This is a genomic window from Paenibacillus sp. 276b (genome assembly GCF_900107875.1).
In the GTDB taxonomy this organism is placed as follows: Bacteria; Bacillota; Bacilli; order Paenibacillales; family Paenibacillaceae; genus Paenibacillus; species Paenibacillus marchantiae.
Window position 1 is genome coordinate 643,316 of record NZ_FNRR01000003.1, and the last position, 14,354, is coordinate 657,669.

The following is a 14,354-nucleotide window of genomic DNA, read 5'->3' on the forward strand; positions in this document are numbered from 1 at the left end:
TTTTCATTCCTATATTTAAAGGCATCCCACTGGATGCCCTTATCTATAATAGCATTGTATCTCATTTAACTAGCTATACAATATGAAAATTTGAAATAAATGATTCCCAACAACATAAACCCAACATTAGTCAAACTAATGCAAGGCCTAGAATGCCAAGTAGCCGTACGGATCAATGTCCGTACGGCTGCTCTTGGGTAAAAATATGCTTTTAGCTTATGAACTATTTCCAGAGCTCTTCAGCAATTTCTTTGATAAAAGCAAGCTTCTGCCATTGCTGCTCTTCTGTCAGATGGTTGCCTTCTTCCGTGGAAGCGAATCCGCATTGCGGGCTCAGGCAAATCCGGTCCAGATCCACATATTGCTTCGCTTCTTCGATACGCTTCAGAATATCTTCCTTGCTTTCAAGCTCACCAAATTTGGAAGAGAACAAACCAAGCACGACCTGTTGGTTATCTTTCAGGAAACGAAGTGGCTTGAAATCGCCTGCCCGCTCGGTATCAAACTCCAGATAGTAGCCGGAGTAGTTATCAATGTTCAAGAGCGTTTGCGCAATCGGCTCATAACCTCCACCGACACCAGCATATGTTGATACGTAATTCCCACGGCATACATGTGTCGTTACCACGAGGTCCTCCGGCAAACCGGATATAACTTCCTCGTTCAACTTCGCAAGTTCGTTCGCATAATCGGCTACATTTACACCAATCTGCTCCATGAATGCCATGAACTGCTGATCGCACAATGCGCCCCACGTGCAATCGTCAATTTGAACGCTTCGGCAGCCCGCTTCATACAAGGCCAAGATCGCCTCTTTGTACGCTTTGGCAATATCCGAAAGAAGCTCTCCCCGGTTCGGGTAAATGGCTTGCGTACTTTCTTTATTTTCTGCCCGGTCTAATTCAAACAGGAACTGTGCAGCAGCAGGAATGGATTGACGCGCAACGACGTCATCGCCAGCAACACCTTTTAAGAATGCATAATGTGAAACGAACGGATGAGTGCTGAAACTTACTTTGCCCGTCAGACGTGCTGTTTCGGGTCTGGATTTGGCACCGTTAAACTCATAGCCTTGATCAATGATGGTCCGGTCAACACCGTCAAGTCCCCAGAAGAAGTCCAGATGCCACCAAGAGCGACGGAATTCCCCGTCCGTTACAGCTTGAAGGCCAACTTCTTTTTGTTTTTGCACGAGCTTCACAATTTCAGCGTTTTCTACTTCCTCTAGTTGCCCAGAAGTAATTTCACCGTTTTGGTATTTCGCTCTCGCCTCTTTCAACGCGCTTGGGCGCAAGAAACTGCCCACAATATCATATCGAAATGGAGTGACGGTCCGCTGTTTAGGTTCTGTTTGAATGCTCATCGTTTAATCTCCCCGTAAATTAATTATAAGATTAAATATAACATGTCCGATCGGATTTACTGTTCTATGAAAGAGCTATAGCAGGTTATAGTTATAAGCTATAGCTGAGTCCAACTTTCCTTTACCCGTGAGGTATCTCCCATCCAAAAGAAAATTTATTTACCTTATTGACTTAAACCATAGTTTAAGTCGTATGCTATTCCTGTCGACAGAGTTAACACCTATTTGGAGGTCTCCAACATGAAGTATTTTTCCATTAGCGAAGCTTCAGCCCAATTGAATATTCCAGATTCAACGTTACGTTTTTATGAGAAAAAAGGACTTCTGCCCATGATGGAGCGTGATGATGCTGGCAGGAGATTATTTTCAGAAGTTCAGATGGCCTTATTGGAAACCCTTGTTTGTTTAAAAAACACGCATATGCCCATTAGTCAAATAAAGCAATATATGGACTGGATCATCCAAGGGAACTGTACGCTTGAAGCAAGGCTTGAAATGATGCAAAATCACAAGCAGGCAGTGCTGGATGAAATTTCGTTGATGCAGGAATCCCTAAAGGGCATTGATTTTAAAATTACACGTTACACCCGTCAAATAGAGGAAAGAAACGAACAAAAAGATACCTAAGAGGAGAGATACTATAATGAAACTTTCAGGAAATACAGTACTCATCACCGGTGGAGGCTCTGGGATCGGATTAGCATTTGCAGAACGTTTCTTAAGAGCTGGAAATACTGTCATTGTTACTGGACGACGTGAAGCAGTACTTCAACATGCAAAAGAAACACACCCGGACCTTATTACGTATGTGAATGATCTGAATATTGAATCCGAGCGTGTAGCGTTGTTAGATTGGGTAACCGTAAACTATCCGGAAGTGAATGTGTTAGTTAACAATGCTGGTATCCAACAACGCTTTAATATGCTGACAGCGGATGCGAAGAGTGATTGGAGTTATTTCAGTAAAGAAATTACAACGAATATTGAAGCTCCCTTTCATCTATCCATGCTGTTCGCTCCTTATCTTGCAACCAAAGAAGAAGCCACAATTATTAACGTTACCTCTGGATTAGCCTTCACACCGTTTGCCATTGCTCCGATATATTCAGCAACCAAAGCCGCACTTCACTCCTTTACAATCAGCCTGAGACACCAGCTTTCGGATACGTCTGTAGAGGTCATTGAAGTTGCTCCTCCGGCAGTAAGTACAGATCTGGGTGGAGCAGGCCTGCATACGCATGGAGAGCCATTGGATGCCTTTGCAGATGGAATTTTCGAAGGATTACAAGAAGGTCATAAAGAAATTGGATACGGTACCTCTGTTGCCCGCCTACGCATGTCCCGAGATGAAGTCGACAAATATGCAGAAAGCATGTATCACGCAACGAAAAACCTTATTGAATAACTCACCTACGAGACATCGTGTGACTCATCCGTTTCTCTGTATATTAACAAAGAGACCATTCCAGCTACGGAACGGCCTCTTTAAATTCTATATAAAACTCATGTATCTACTAATCTTGAATACATATGGAGATCGTTAAATGTTCCTTCTAATGTGAAACGGAGCTTCTGTAAGAGCTTTATCGAATTCACATTTTCGGGATCAACCTTTGCTTCGACTCGGTTCAGTTTTAAAGATGAGAATGCATGATCTACCAAAGTAGAGACCGCCTCTGAAGCATATCCTCTTCCCCACGATGATTTAGCAATATCATATCCAATTTCTGCTTTTAAGTTGTCAAAATCCAAAGAATTATAACCGCAAGAACCTATAATCTCGTTGGACTCTTTTTTAATTATGGAGAAACGGATAGCCTTACGATCTTGAGAGAGATCATCCAGAAGTTTGATCATTTCTTTCGCTTGCTCTACGTCAGTAAAACAACTAACATTCATAAATTTAGTAACCTCGGGATCAGACCAAACGGCGAACAAGCTCGAAGAATCCGACACCTTCATTTTTCTCAATTGTAAACGTTCTGTGTGTAACTCTGTAATCAATACTTTTACCTCCATTAGGATTTAATAGTTAGGTTTAAGATATTGATATCTGCGCATATTTCAGTCCCTTCATTTCCAGGCTATTTACATTATACCAGGAATTTTGACCAAATCAGACTCCATTCTAATGATCTCAAGTCAGCGTAAGAATGATCTGTTCTCCGGAACGGGTAATCTTGTAGATACCTTCCTTCATGTCAATGCCATAGTGCTTTTTCAGCAACCACTTTGCGTTACGATCCGTCTCCACGACGACCAGATAATCGTATCCGCTCAGGAGGTTGTCCATATTATCCTCATAGAACAACACAATCCCGTCCACATGCGGAGCATACAAGAAATACTTCCCGACATACTGCATGTAATAATTCGTGACCTGCTGATCCCTATCCGAGGCGTAGAACAGATATCTGTTGTTGTCCTCCTGACCACCTTTATACCAGCGATCGCCGGTAACCGCATGGATTTTATAAGGGAGCGTTGTATCGTAGGTTTTGGCAATCGAGACGATCCCGTTGTATTCCGATAAAAGGATGGTCGCCGCAATCGCCATACAGCCGATGATTCCTTTTTGATAGTGCCCCTTCGTCTCGACCGTCTTAAAAGCTTGATAATCAGGCACTTCACCAATCCGATAGTGGAATGAACGCTCCAGGTCGATTGCAGCACACAGCACCAGCCCGCCCGCGAACAGCACCACAATACTCGAGGCATAACGCTCAAAACCTGCCAGTACGATCGCCTCATCCATCGGCATGGAGAAGAGATACAGCGCCAGAATGCCTGCATAATACAGCAGCAATACAACATCCAGTGCAATCAGTGCTTTCCACAAATTCCACTTCTTCTTGAGCACCACATAGGCAAATATCGAAGCCGCAATCGCTACAATCTCGAAAATGACAATACCGATGACCGGCCGTGTCGTAATATCCGTACTCGATTTTAAGAACAGCCACAGAATCTCATGCATCTGCTCCGCCGTTTTGCCGGATTGAATTCCGGAAGTGGCCACATCGAATTTGTTATCGACGCCCTGAAACACCGTTGCCATCCGCCAGCTCCAGCCGAAGTATGGAATCAGTGAACCGCAGATGGTGCCAATAACAGCCAGCGCAGTTTTCCAACTGAACTTTTGTTTGTGCTTTAGCCATGTATACACCAGGAAGATCAGGCTGATGGCTGCGAAAATAATGCCTGTGCTTTTAATGACTGTCAGCACACCTGCAAGTGGGAGCATGATGATACATGCTCGCTTGATATCATGACGATATTGGTATATGACCGCCAGGATGGAGAGCGCATAGATAGGAAGCAAGAAATCCACGAGCAGGTTGGTAATCCGAATCGTAAGGTTGAAGAAAGACAGTGTAGATAACCCGAGTCCGAGAAACGCATACAGCAGAAAACGTTTCTTCTCGGAAACGATGCCAAACATAGCGTAAAAACAGGAAAAGATCAGCAAACCTTGTGCCAAGAGCATCACGGACTGGTCATGCCCCATAAATCGACAGACGTAATAAATAAACGACGAGGTCCCTAGCGGATAATTCTTAAAATCAATTAGGTTCGAATCCGGTGTCGGAAAAGCATCTGTACTGAGCATCTGCTTCAAGACAATCGCCCAGTGGGAAAAATTATCGTAGTGCGTCAATTGATTTTGGAAGAGTACCAGTAAGAAAATGAACGTCCCTGCCAGGAAAGAAAACTGGAATAAGGAAAAAGAAATGCGAAAGGATGCTCCTCGGCGCATTCCGAGAAACACCATTCCTCCGTACAATAGTAATCCCACGAGAAGAAGGACAAGGCTGCCAATGTAAAGTTGCCCTGCCAAACCGCTAAGAAAGACAATACATGCTATGGAGGAAAAAACAAATACAGGGATGAACTCCCAACGTATAGATAGTGCCTTTCGAACAAACTGCATGTAACCCATAAAGGAGAATATCAATAAAACTCCCATCACAAATTGAAGCAAATACAGCATATCTATCTCTCCTAACCCTCTCTGGTGAAACGATCGGCATGTGGATGGGTCAAATCACTCAGCAATTGATCAATCAAACCGCGCTCCACGATATCATCAATATTCTCCACCGAGAGAAGTACTTCGCGACGATTGGCTGTTGTTTTCCCTGTGTGCAGCAAGATGACTTCAATATTACTCTTCGTATAAAAAGTAACGACCTCTCCTGCCGTAATATCACCATGAAGACCCGTAGCGGAAAAGAAACGATAATTAAAGCTGCGCAGCGTACATCCAGCATGATTGGTGAAATGAACTGGAAGCTGAAGGGAAAGCCTCGGCATTTTTCGTTGATCCGATCTAGGTTGAACAATACGTTTTTTTACATTGCGAAGCATATCGTCGTAAGCCGTATCCCACAGATTCATCTTCTCTGGCAATGAGTGTTTACGATCGTAGATGATTTGCATGTATTGACGGTTATCCGTCTCATCCATCGGCTGAACCGTAGCGGAATAACGCCAGCCTTCTCCATCCTGTTTCACATAAACGATGACCGCCTTAAGATTGGCCTCATACCGCTCGGATTTTACAACCAGAGAGATCGTCTTCTGTTCAGGTAGATAAATGGGATAGGGGACATAAAAGGCAATACCTTGTTCAGATACATCTACTGTCTTGGCCTCATAGCGCACATTCGTGTCCTGATCGTGGATCATGACATCCTCCTGCGCCCGAATCCGCTCTGTCTCCCGATATGCACGACGGCCGATCATGAAGAACAGGGCATAACACAGCGCAATCATATTATGAATGAGCCAGAAAATAATGATACTGCTGAAGAACAGTGCGATACCATATTTACCGTTAACATACCGAATCACAGCCGCAATCGAAAGCAAAAGCAGGAAGATATGCGGAAGTGCATATAACAGAGCAGACATCCATTTCCGACCGTTCGCTCTGCTTTTATTCGTAACCTTGAATTTTTTCTCGCGAATGCCCAGCGTTTCAAGGAGAACCGGCCATATCAGATAAGGCATAAATATCGTATCAATAACCTGACTCCAACGCTGATTCCGAATATTGCTCGACAGATAACGCATCGATACACTGTAGAAGAAATAGGAAGGAAGCCAGAATATTAAGATTTGCCAGAAGGTTGTGTTTACAATCTTGAAATCGAATAGTGCAAACAAAATAGGTGCCAAAATGAAAATCAACCGGTTAAAGAAGGACCACCAGTATAAGAAACTGCTTAAATAGGTTACCCTCGTCCAGAAAGGAAGCTTCTCGGATATAGGAGCACGCGTATTCTGCAGGCTCTGAATAATCCCCCTTGCCCAGCGAATTCGCTGCTTGATCATGCTCGGGACTGTTGTTGTTGTCTGCCCGGCAGCTTGAACCTCTTGAGTCGCATAGGTAATATAGCCTTCCTGCTGTAAGCGGATGCTTGTCTCAAAGTCCTCGGTGATTGTATTCAGCGGGAAACCGCCGATGTCTTCCATGCCTTGCCGAGAAATAATCGTATTACTTCCGGTATAGGCTACTGCATTAGAGGCATTACGCAGGATGTTCACTTCTCTGGAGAAGAAATCCTGTTCATTCGGAATTCCTTGCTCTGCATACAAGTTAAACTGGAACAGATCCGGATTATAGAAGCTTTGAGGGGTCTGTACCAACCCCAGCTTGAACTTTTTATCTATTTCATCCTCACGGCGAAGCCGCCATCTCCCGTTCTCTTCTATAAACGTGGAGAGCAGGAAATACGGGACTGTTTTCATCAAAAAGGTATGTTGCGGGATCATATCTGCATCAAAGGTTGCAATGAGTGGAGAAGAGCTTTTGCTCAGGGCATTATTCAGGTTACCTGATTTGGCATGCTTGTTGCCGGGAAAACCCAGATATCCTACGCCAAACTGCTTCGCAAGCTCCTCCACCTCAGGTCGTGCTCCATCGTCACACAGATAGATGTGAACCTTCTGCTTGTCAGGGTAATCCATGAACGTACAAGCATTGACGGTTTTATACAAAAGATCAACCGGCTCGTTATGGGTGGCAATGAACACATCCACATGAGGATAAAAATCGGGAGGGACGATGGGAAAGTCGAGCTGCGTACGTTCCTTTTGCATCTTTTGAAAAAACAATTCAAAGGTGGTCAGTACGGTTACCGTCTCAGCCACAATTAAGAGCATGCCGAAGATGACGTTCAGAACGCCTTCGCCCCATGGCAGTGTAAAGAACATCCGCCATAGCAAATAAATCGACATCAAGATCATGGTGATGACAAAGAAAATATGTTGCCTTTTTTCGTTTTGCACTACAGCTGCTTCCTCCTTGCTGCAAATACCCATCTTCGCTGCAATTGAAAACTGAGCAGGAACAGCAAGGCATCACAGACAAATTTCGCGATTTTCTCATCCACGAAGAAAACCGTATGGAACAAATATACCCCCGTACTGGAAAGCACAATCACGAATCCGCACAACGTCAAATAGCGCCATAGACTGCCCTGACTATCCTCTTTACGGAATACAAAGTGCCTATTCAGTACATAGTTGACGACAATAGAAATAATTCTCGCAATCACGGTTGCGAGCAGAATTCTTAGATAATCCTGCTGACCCAATATAGGCCGCAAAAAGTCGATCAAAAACCATGCAATTCCCAAATCAACGACAGAACTCGCAACGGAAGAGGAAATAAACCGCAGGAAGTTGGAGAACAGCACACCCATCACCCGAGCGCTGTCCTGAATCGCTTTAAAATGTGTCCCTGCATTTCCATTCTCATAGATGACTTGAATCGGCATGGTATGAATCGGGATACCGGACTGAATACACGAGATGAGCATCTGCAGCTCATATTCAAACCGGATACCGCGAACATCTTGCATGAAAGCAAGTAGTCCGGGGCCAAAAGCTCGAAGTCCGGTCTGGGTATCTGACAGCTTTTTACCGTAAAGCATAGCAAAAATAAAGGACGTCATCCGATTGCCCAGCAAAGATTTCGGCGGTATGCCTCCCTCGCTGAAGTTCCTTACCCCGAGAACCAATGCATCAGGATGCTGCCTGGCTTCTTTCGCAAGTCTGTATACATCCTCTGCTGCATGCTGCCCATCTGAATCCGCAGTGACGACGAACGAAGATGCATCGAACTGCTGTCCGATATACTTAAATCCGGTTTTAAGTGCAGCACCCTTTCCTAGATTTTCCGCATGCCGAAGCAAGACACACCCGTCCTCACTCAGCTCTTCGAAAATCGACTGATACGCCTCACCAGATCCGTCGTCTACAATGACAATATGGGTCAAGCCATATTCTCGCAATTGCCGTACATAGGCTAGAAGTCTCTCATCTGGCTCAAGCGATGGAATAAGGATGATCGTTTTGCCGTCTTCACTTTTATCTATAATCATCCTAGTTAAGCCTCAATTCGACATATTTTCACAAATTCTTTTTGAATACTGAGAGTATAACATCGAAAGAGTATACAGTAAACGAACAACTTGTATATATTTTGGTAAAAAAGTTGTATACACATTCGTATTAATGTATAGGCAAAAAATACTAGAAATAGGACTGTGGTATACACAACGAAAAACTCGCCATAATTATGGCGAGTGCATGTTCAGATATCATGTAACAATGCTATTCTATTCGAATTGCTTCGATATAAAGCTCGATGCTTACTTCATTTCCGACGACAATTCCACCCGTTTCCAGAGGAGAGTTGAAGCTCAAGCCAAATTCATTACGATCGATACTGGCAGTCGAATGAAATCCCACACGTTCCCGGCCTCGAGGGTCTTTATTAAACCCTTCAAAAACGGTATGAAAAGTGATAGGTTTTGTTATGCCATGCAGCGTTAAATTGCCTGCAAGTTCATATTGCCGTTCGCCAGTAAGAACGCAGTTGGTACTTTGAAACGTAATCGCTGGATACTTGGCAGTATGAAAGAATTCATCGCTCCTCAGGTGTTCATCTCGTTGCCGCTGGCGAGTTGTGATACTATTTGTGTCGATGGAAGCCTGAATACCCATAGTTGTTACATCGTTGGGGTCAAAACTTAAAACCGCTTCGAACTGCTCGAATACACCTTTGATTTTATTAATCATTAAATGCGTCACCGAAAACTCAACAGAGCTGTGGTCCGGATCCACTTCCCATTTGACATTGCTCATAAATAAATTCCACCTCTATAATCATATGATGCGAAAGGTCGCCCTATCTCCAAAGCACTGCGCTATTCGCATGCTCTTAATATACAAAAAGGCTACTGACAACGTGATGTCAGTAGCCTTTTAACGTTCTAGCATTTTCTCATAAATATAGACGAATGGCCGCTTATGCTGATCCCTAATTTGAATTAGAATTACCGTAGAAGTCTGGAAAAAGGCTGTGATTCCAATGTTAATCAAAAGAGATAAATGGCTGCAGTATCGCATTCTCCGCAATGCATCCTCTCTCGCCGGACGGTTACCAGAAACACAGTTACTTAAAAAGGACACTTTAACGAAGATGCTGCTTCAATATCAAAGCATCGTACTGAAACCTCGTAACGGAAGTTATGGAAGGGATATCATTTTTATCAAACGTAACGGTGGGAAATCCTATCGTATTCAAAATGAAAATAATGTGGTCATCATGAGAGACACCGACAAGGTACTTCAATGGCTGCACAAAAGAAACAAAAGTCATGGATACATTGTCCAAAAACGTCTGTATCTTGCCCAAATTGGGCACAAGCCGTTCGACATTCGAATCATTGTTCAGCGCAAAAAAGGCTCTTCAGCCAATTGGAACGTTACCGGCTACTACGCTAAAGTTGCGGCGCAGGGATATCTAGTCACGAATGTGACTAGCCGCACCATTCCAGTGCTGGAGGCTCTCAAATTAGCTCGAATCGAAGATCCGAGCTTGCTTGTCAAAGCGGAACACATTGCACTATCAGCTGCCAAACGACTGGGAGAGCGTTACCCTACGCTTAGACAAGTCGGGTTCGATATAGGTATCGACAGGAAACATCGAATTTGGATCATTGAAGGTAATTATAAACCCGATCTACGGCCTTTCCGGCTTTTGAAAGATTCCTCAATGCATCGCAAAATATTATGGTACAAGAAACATTAAAGCAAAAAAGAGACGACCAGCCTTTTTCTACGGCCAGTCGTCTCTTTAGGTTAAATTTTGATGCTTATGATGATCATGATCGCTTCAGTTATTACTTGAGGCGTCTCGTGGCACTTGTAACACGTGTCACTTGGAATTTATTTACTCCTACCTGTATAATGGCAAACTGGCTGTAAGAAGTGCCGGAAGAAGTATACGGCTCGGCTTCAATATTTCCACTTGGCGTTCTAACCGTTGCGGTGATTCTAGTTACCAAGCAGACTCCACGGCTGGAAGCTCTCCAAGTCTCGTCACGCAAAACACTATAATTGTCGTCACTACAAAAGATGGATGCATATTCAACTTTTCCAGACGCATTAAACGAAGTAGAGTTATAGATCTGAACGGGGTCATAACCACCTCTTGGTCCTCCTGGTCTTCTATTTCCCATTATCAAAACCTCCTTATTATTGATAGTTTTATTAAATGCATTTCAATTGTTTTGGTAAGGTATAAATGTGGACAAGGAACAAAAAGTGCGTTTGTCCAGTGGCCTGGGGAGCCTTATATTGATGTTCCTCAAAACAAAAAAAGAACCACCTGTGTTGTTACACAGGTGGTTCGAGAATGATAGATTCTTTTTAAATTATGAAGCTTTTGCTGCAACAGCTTTTTGAATTAAAGCTTTTGCATCGTTAGTAGAAAGACCTTGTTTAGGTTGAAGCAGATTTTTCTCTGCTGCACTAAGAATACCTTTGTCAATCAGTTTTGCCATAGGTTTCACCGCATAGGTAGAAACGGTTTTGCCATCTTCAAAACCTGCAATAATCGTAGCCGCATTTTTGTCAGAAGCTTGATCTTTCACCAATTTAGCAAGAATGGTAGCTGCTTCTTCACGAGTGATATCACGATCAGGATTGAAGTTACCACCGTAGCCTTGAATGAATCCAGCATGAGTCGCTTCAGCGATTGCATCTGCATATGAAGCGTTAGCAGCAACATCCTTGAATGCAGGTGCTGCAGCTACTTCGTTCAGTTTCAACAGGTCTACTAGAGCACTAACAAATTCAGCACGGGAAATAAATTCTGTTGTTGCAGGTGTTTCTGTTTCTTCTTTAGATGCAGCTAGATTCGTGATACGTCCTTCCGTTTTAGCCACAATGTCAGCGCCTTTATACGTATCTACAATGTACTGGTAGAATACATCCAGATCGATAGGACCAGCCAAGGATGATTTAGCATCTACCAGCACTTTATAGTTATCTCCACCTGCAGCCATAAAGTTGTTAACTACAGCCGTATATGTTTTTGCAGGATCAATAGGTGTGCCATCTTCAAGAGTGAGACCAGTAACACGTTCCGCCACTGGTTTATTGAAATCTGCAGTATATTTCAGACCAGAGATCTGTAGAGTTTTGGTGTTTGGTGTACCATCAGCGTTGGTACCCCATTGTTGCTGCAACAACGTTTTAATTTGTTCGCCAGTCAACTCCAGTTTCACTAGAGTATTACCAAAAGGTTGGATTTTAGCAAGATCAGCAAAGGTCACATCGCCTTTTGGCAGATCCGCACGAATACCACCTGGATTCATAAATGCAAAGTCAGTAGCACTTGCCTTATCCCCAAAGTCTGCTTCACGCATTGAATCTGCAATGAGGTTGCCCAGAGCGGCTTCGTTATTATAAGCATCTGTACGGGTAACAGAACCATCCGTTGTACCTACTGGCTTAGTCAGCTCAGGATGCTTGTCTAATGATTTTTTAATAATAGCTAAAGATTCAGGGTCTTCTTTTACACCCTCTTGGAAAGTCGATGTAACTGTAGCTGATTTCTCAGTTACATCCCCAGTTGCAGGGTCAATCATCAATTTAATATCTTCAAATGCCGTACCATAAGAATACGCTTGAACGATCAATTTTCCATTCACTTCACCGTTAGCCAAGGCATGATTGTCACCTGCAACGATAACGTCAACAGGGGAATCAGCTGGCAAAGCTTTTGCTAAATCAGCTGCTTCTCCAGTGGTTACGCCTTCTTTGGTTGTTGCTGGATCATGCGCCAATACGATGATCGTTTCTACACCTTTATCTTGCAATTCTTTTGCATATTTATTAACGGCTTCAACTTCTTCTTCTGCGCTTAAGAAACGAACGCCAGCTGTCCCAGATGGGGATACTTTGGCAGGTGTGGATTTCGTCACTAATCCGATGAATCCGATTTTGACTCCGCCTACTTCTTTAATAACATACGGCTTAATCAATGTTTTGCCAGTGGCAGTTTCAATGACGTTTGCATTGACGTAATCAAATTTTGCACCAGCATGAGTTACTTTTCCTTCTTTTGGATCAAGGCCACCAAAGATTTGTGCCTTCAAAGCAGCGACACCTTGGTCGAATTCATGATTGCCTAGAGAAGCTACATCAAAGCCCATCATATTCATCCATTCCATGGTAGGCTCGTCACGATCGAGAGATGAGACTGGAGCAGATGCACCCACAGAGTCTCCATTATGGAAGAGTAGGGAATGCTCATATTTTGCTTGAGCTTCTTTTAAGTAGGTTGCTAGAATTGGAGCCGTTCCTGCCTTTTTATCACTAACGATCGATGTGGTATCTAACTGACCGTGGAAGTCATTGATACCAATCAAGTGTACTTCTACATCTTTGCCTGCGGCAGAGACAGAACCTGCTGCGCCCAATAGTTGGGTGAGTAGTAGTGCAGCAGTTGCCACACGAATTGTGCTTTGGCCCAGAACTTTTTTCCAATACATGAATTAACAAAACCCCTCTCCAATTATAGATCCTGAAATATTTTACCATAGTTCAATTCATAAAAGTCGTAGAATATATCAAATGGATGTAAAAAATTTTAAAGATTGATAGAGAAGGAACCTACTTTTATATGTCACTACTTCGTAAGAACCGGATTAAACAAAATTTCGGACATAAGATTCGCCCAAACTCAACGATTACAGGTGTGCTATAATATGCTCTAACTGATGAATTAAGAGAATAGGTGTGTGAACCGATGGAAATAAAGCCGGGACATCTACCCAAAGAAAAAAAACCGCTATACCTTACCGTATACGATGAACTATTCAAAAAGATCATGAGTGGTGTGTTCCCCTCCAATAGTCAATTGCCTGCTGAACCTGAACTTGCCAAAATGTTCGACGTAAGCAGAATGACGTTGAGACAAGCATTAGCTCTATTGCAAGATGACGGTCTGGTGACGAGTATTCATGGTAAAGGGAACTTTGTTACCCGAACTCGAATGGTGCAGAGGAATGTTGGGCTGGAGAAAATCGGAAATCCTATTTATAAGTGCCATACAGAGGACATTGATCATGTCGACATCCAGTTCAGACTGGACCTTGAGAGTGACTACACGAAAGAGGTTCTGAAAAGAAAAGCCACAGCTGTAGTAGCCATTGAACGTTGGTATATGAGTAAAGGACAAGCGGTGGCTTACGGATTTACCTTTATGGCCATTGAGGCCGTAACAGAATTGAACCTGGATCTCCAGAATGAAGAACAATTGCTGGACATGCTTGAGAACAAGGTATATGAGCTGGCTAACTCTGCAACGGTAGAGGTCAGACATTCCACCGTGATGAATGCCTCATCTCAAAAATATAAACTGGATGCCGGCGAGGGGTGCGATTTGCTGCTGGAAAGTATATATGTAAATGAACAGTACCCTATTGTATACAATAAATATTATATTCCTAAAGAATTTAGCCAGATTGTAATTAATGCTTCGAAACCATAGGACTTATTATCATTGCAGGGCAGTGACTTCTCCATATAGGAGAGGTCACTGCCCTTTTGCATACAAGATCGACTACCAGGAAAGAATGCGGGAATTTATTCCATAAAAAATTAGTTGATAGAGAATGCGATGTGT

At 43.2% G+C, this 14,354-nt stretch carries 12 protein-coding genes; 4 read left to right on the forward strand and 8 right to left on the reverse strand.

Annotation, left to right across the window (positions count from 1 at the left end; genetic code table 11):
* Nucleotides 1-223: 223 nt before the first annotated feature.
* Nucleotides 224-1,363 (reverse strand): 5-methyltetrahydropteroyltriglutamate--homocysteine S-methyltransferase, encoded by a 1,140-nt coding sequence (locus BLV50_RS18815; protein ID WP_090809370.1) that lies wholly within the window; start codon nucleotides 1,361-1,363, stop codon nucleotides 224-226.
* A gap of 240 nt (nucleotides 1,364-1,603) precedes the next feature.
* Between BLV50_RS18815 and BLV50_RS18820 the strand changes: the two genes are divergently transcribed.
* Entirely contained in the window at nucleotides 1,604-1,990 is a 387-nt protein-coding gene (locus tag BLV50_RS18820) for a MerR family transcriptional regulator (protein ID WP_072733908.1), read from the forward strand.
* Between the two features lie 16 nt (nucleotides 1,991-2,006).
* On the forward strand, nucleotides 2,007-2,768 hold the full coding sequence (locus tag BLV50_RS18825; RefSeq protein WP_079697016.1) for an SDR family oxidoreductase: 762 nt from the start codon (nucleotides 2,007-2,009) through the stop codon (nucleotides 2,766-2,768).
* 98 nt (nucleotides 2,769-2,866) lie between these two features.
* Here the strand turns inward: BLV50_RS18825 and BLV50_RS18830 are convergent, their stop codons facing one another.
* The 5 genes from BLV50_RS18830 to BLV50_RS18850 form a co-directional block, all read right to left on the reverse strand.
* Entirely contained in the window at nucleotides 2,867-3,367 is a 501-nt protein-coding gene (locus BLV50_RS18830; RefSeq protein ID WP_079697015.1) for a GNAT family N-acetyltransferase, read from the reverse strand.
* Between the two features lie 133 nt (nucleotides 3,368-3,500).
* Complete coding sequence (locus BLV50_RS18835) at nucleotides 3,501-5,159, reverse strand: hypothetical protein (protein WP_218135408.1); 1,659 nt, start codon at nucleotides 5,157-5,159, stop codon at nucleotides 3,501-3,503.
* A 206-nt stretch (nucleotides 5,160-5,365) separates the two neighbouring features.
* On the reverse strand, nucleotides 5,366-7,657 hold the full coding sequence (locus BLV50_RS18840; RefSeq protein ID WP_177031217.1) for a glycosyltransferase family 2 protein: 2,292 nt from the start codon (nucleotides 7,655-7,657) through the stop codon (nucleotides 5,366-5,368).
* On the reverse strand, nucleotides 7,657-8,754 hold the full coding sequence (locus tag BLV50_RS18845; RefSeq protein ID WP_090809376.1) for a bifunctional glycosyltransferase family 2/GtrA family protein: 1,098 nt from the start codon (nucleotides 8,752-8,754) through the stop codon (nucleotides 7,657-7,659). Before BLV50_RS18845 ends, BLV50_RS18840 begins: the two co-directional genes overlap by 1 nt.
* Before the next feature lie 232 nt (nucleotides 8,755-8,986).
* Nucleotides 8,987-9,520, reverse strand: coding sequence for a YceI family protein (locus BLV50_RS18850; RefSeq protein WP_072733914.1), 534 nt, complete (start codon nucleotides 9,518-9,520; stop codon nucleotides 8,987-8,989).
* 226 nt (nucleotides 9,521-9,746) lie between these two features.
* Here BLV50_RS18850 and BLV50_RS18855 point away from each other — a divergent pair, with 226 nt between their 5' ends.
* Complete coding sequence (locus tag BLV50_RS18855) at nucleotides 9,747-10,469, forward strand: YheC/YheD family protein (protein WP_090809378.1); 723 nt, start codon at nucleotides 9,747-9,749, stop codon at nucleotides 10,467-10,469.
* A 91-nt stretch (nucleotides 10,470-10,560) separates the two neighbouring features.
* Here BLV50_RS18855 and BLV50_RS18860 read toward each other — a convergent pair whose 3' ends face one another.
* Both BLV50_RS18860 and BLV50_RS18865 read right to left on the reverse strand, forming a co-directional pair.
* Nucleotides 10,561-10,899 (reverse strand): hypothetical protein, encoded by a 339-nt coding sequence (locus tag BLV50_RS18860; protein WP_063565778.1) that lies wholly within the window; start codon nucleotides 10,897-10,899, stop codon nucleotides 10,561-10,563.
* 195 nt (nucleotides 10,900-11,094) lie between these two features.
* Complete coding sequence (locus BLV50_RS18865) at nucleotides 11,095-13,218, reverse strand: 5'-nucleotidase C-terminal domain-containing protein (RefSeq protein WP_090809380.1); 2,124 nt, start codon at nucleotides 13,216-13,218, stop codon at nucleotides 11,095-11,097.
* A 257-nt stretch (nucleotides 13,219-13,475) separates the two neighbouring features.
* Here BLV50_RS18865 and BLV50_RS18870 point away from each other — a divergent pair, with 257 nt between their 5' ends.
* Nucleotides 13,476-14,219, forward strand: a complete 744-nt coding sequence (locus tag BLV50_RS18870; RefSeq protein WP_090809382.1) for a GntR family transcriptional regulator — start codon at nucleotides 13,476-13,478, stop codon at nucleotides 14,217-14,219.
* Nucleotides 14,220-14,354: the final 135 nt, after the last annotated feature.

What these genes read in the sequence shown, in the direction of transcription:
- BLV50_RS18815 (WP_090809370.1), bottom strand. Translation starts at nt 1,363, where the DNA reads ATGAGCATTCAAACAGAACCTAAACAGCGGACCGTCACTCCATTTCGA.
- BLV50_RS18820 (WP_072733908.1), top strand. Translation starts at nt 1,604, where the DNA reads ATGAAGTATTTTTCCATTAGCGAAGCTTCAGCCCAATTGAATATTCCA.
- BLV50_RS18825 (WP_079697016.1), top strand. Translation starts at nt 2,007, where the DNA reads ATGAAACTTTCAGGAAATACAGTACTCATCACCGGTGGAGGCTCTGGG.
- BLV50_RS18845 (WP_090809376.1), bottom strand. Translation starts at nt 8,754, where the DNA reads ATGATTATAGATAAAAGTGAAGACGGCAAAACGATCATCCTTATTCCA.
- BLV50_RS18850 (WP_072733914.1), bottom strand. Translation starts at nt 9,520, where the DNA reads ATGAGCAATGTCAAATGGGAAGTGGATCCGGACCACAGCTCTGTTGAG.
- BLV50_RS18855 (WP_090809378.1), top strand. Translation starts at nt 9,747, where the DNA reads ATGTTAATCAAAAGAGATAAATGGCTGCAGTATCGCATTCTCCGCAAT.
- BLV50_RS18860 (WP_063565778.1), bottom strand. Translation starts at nt 10,899, where the DNA reads ATGGGAAATAGAAGACCAGGAGGACCAAGAGGTGGTTATGACCCCGTT.
- BLV50_RS18865 (WP_090809380.1), bottom strand. Translation starts at nt 13,218, where the DNA reads ATGTATTGGAAAAAAGTTCTGGGCCAAAGCACAATTCGTGTGGCAACT.
- BLV50_RS18870 (WP_090809382.1), top strand. Translation starts at nt 13,476, where the DNA reads ATGGAAATAAAGCCGGGACATCTACCCAAAGAAAAAAAACCGCTATAC.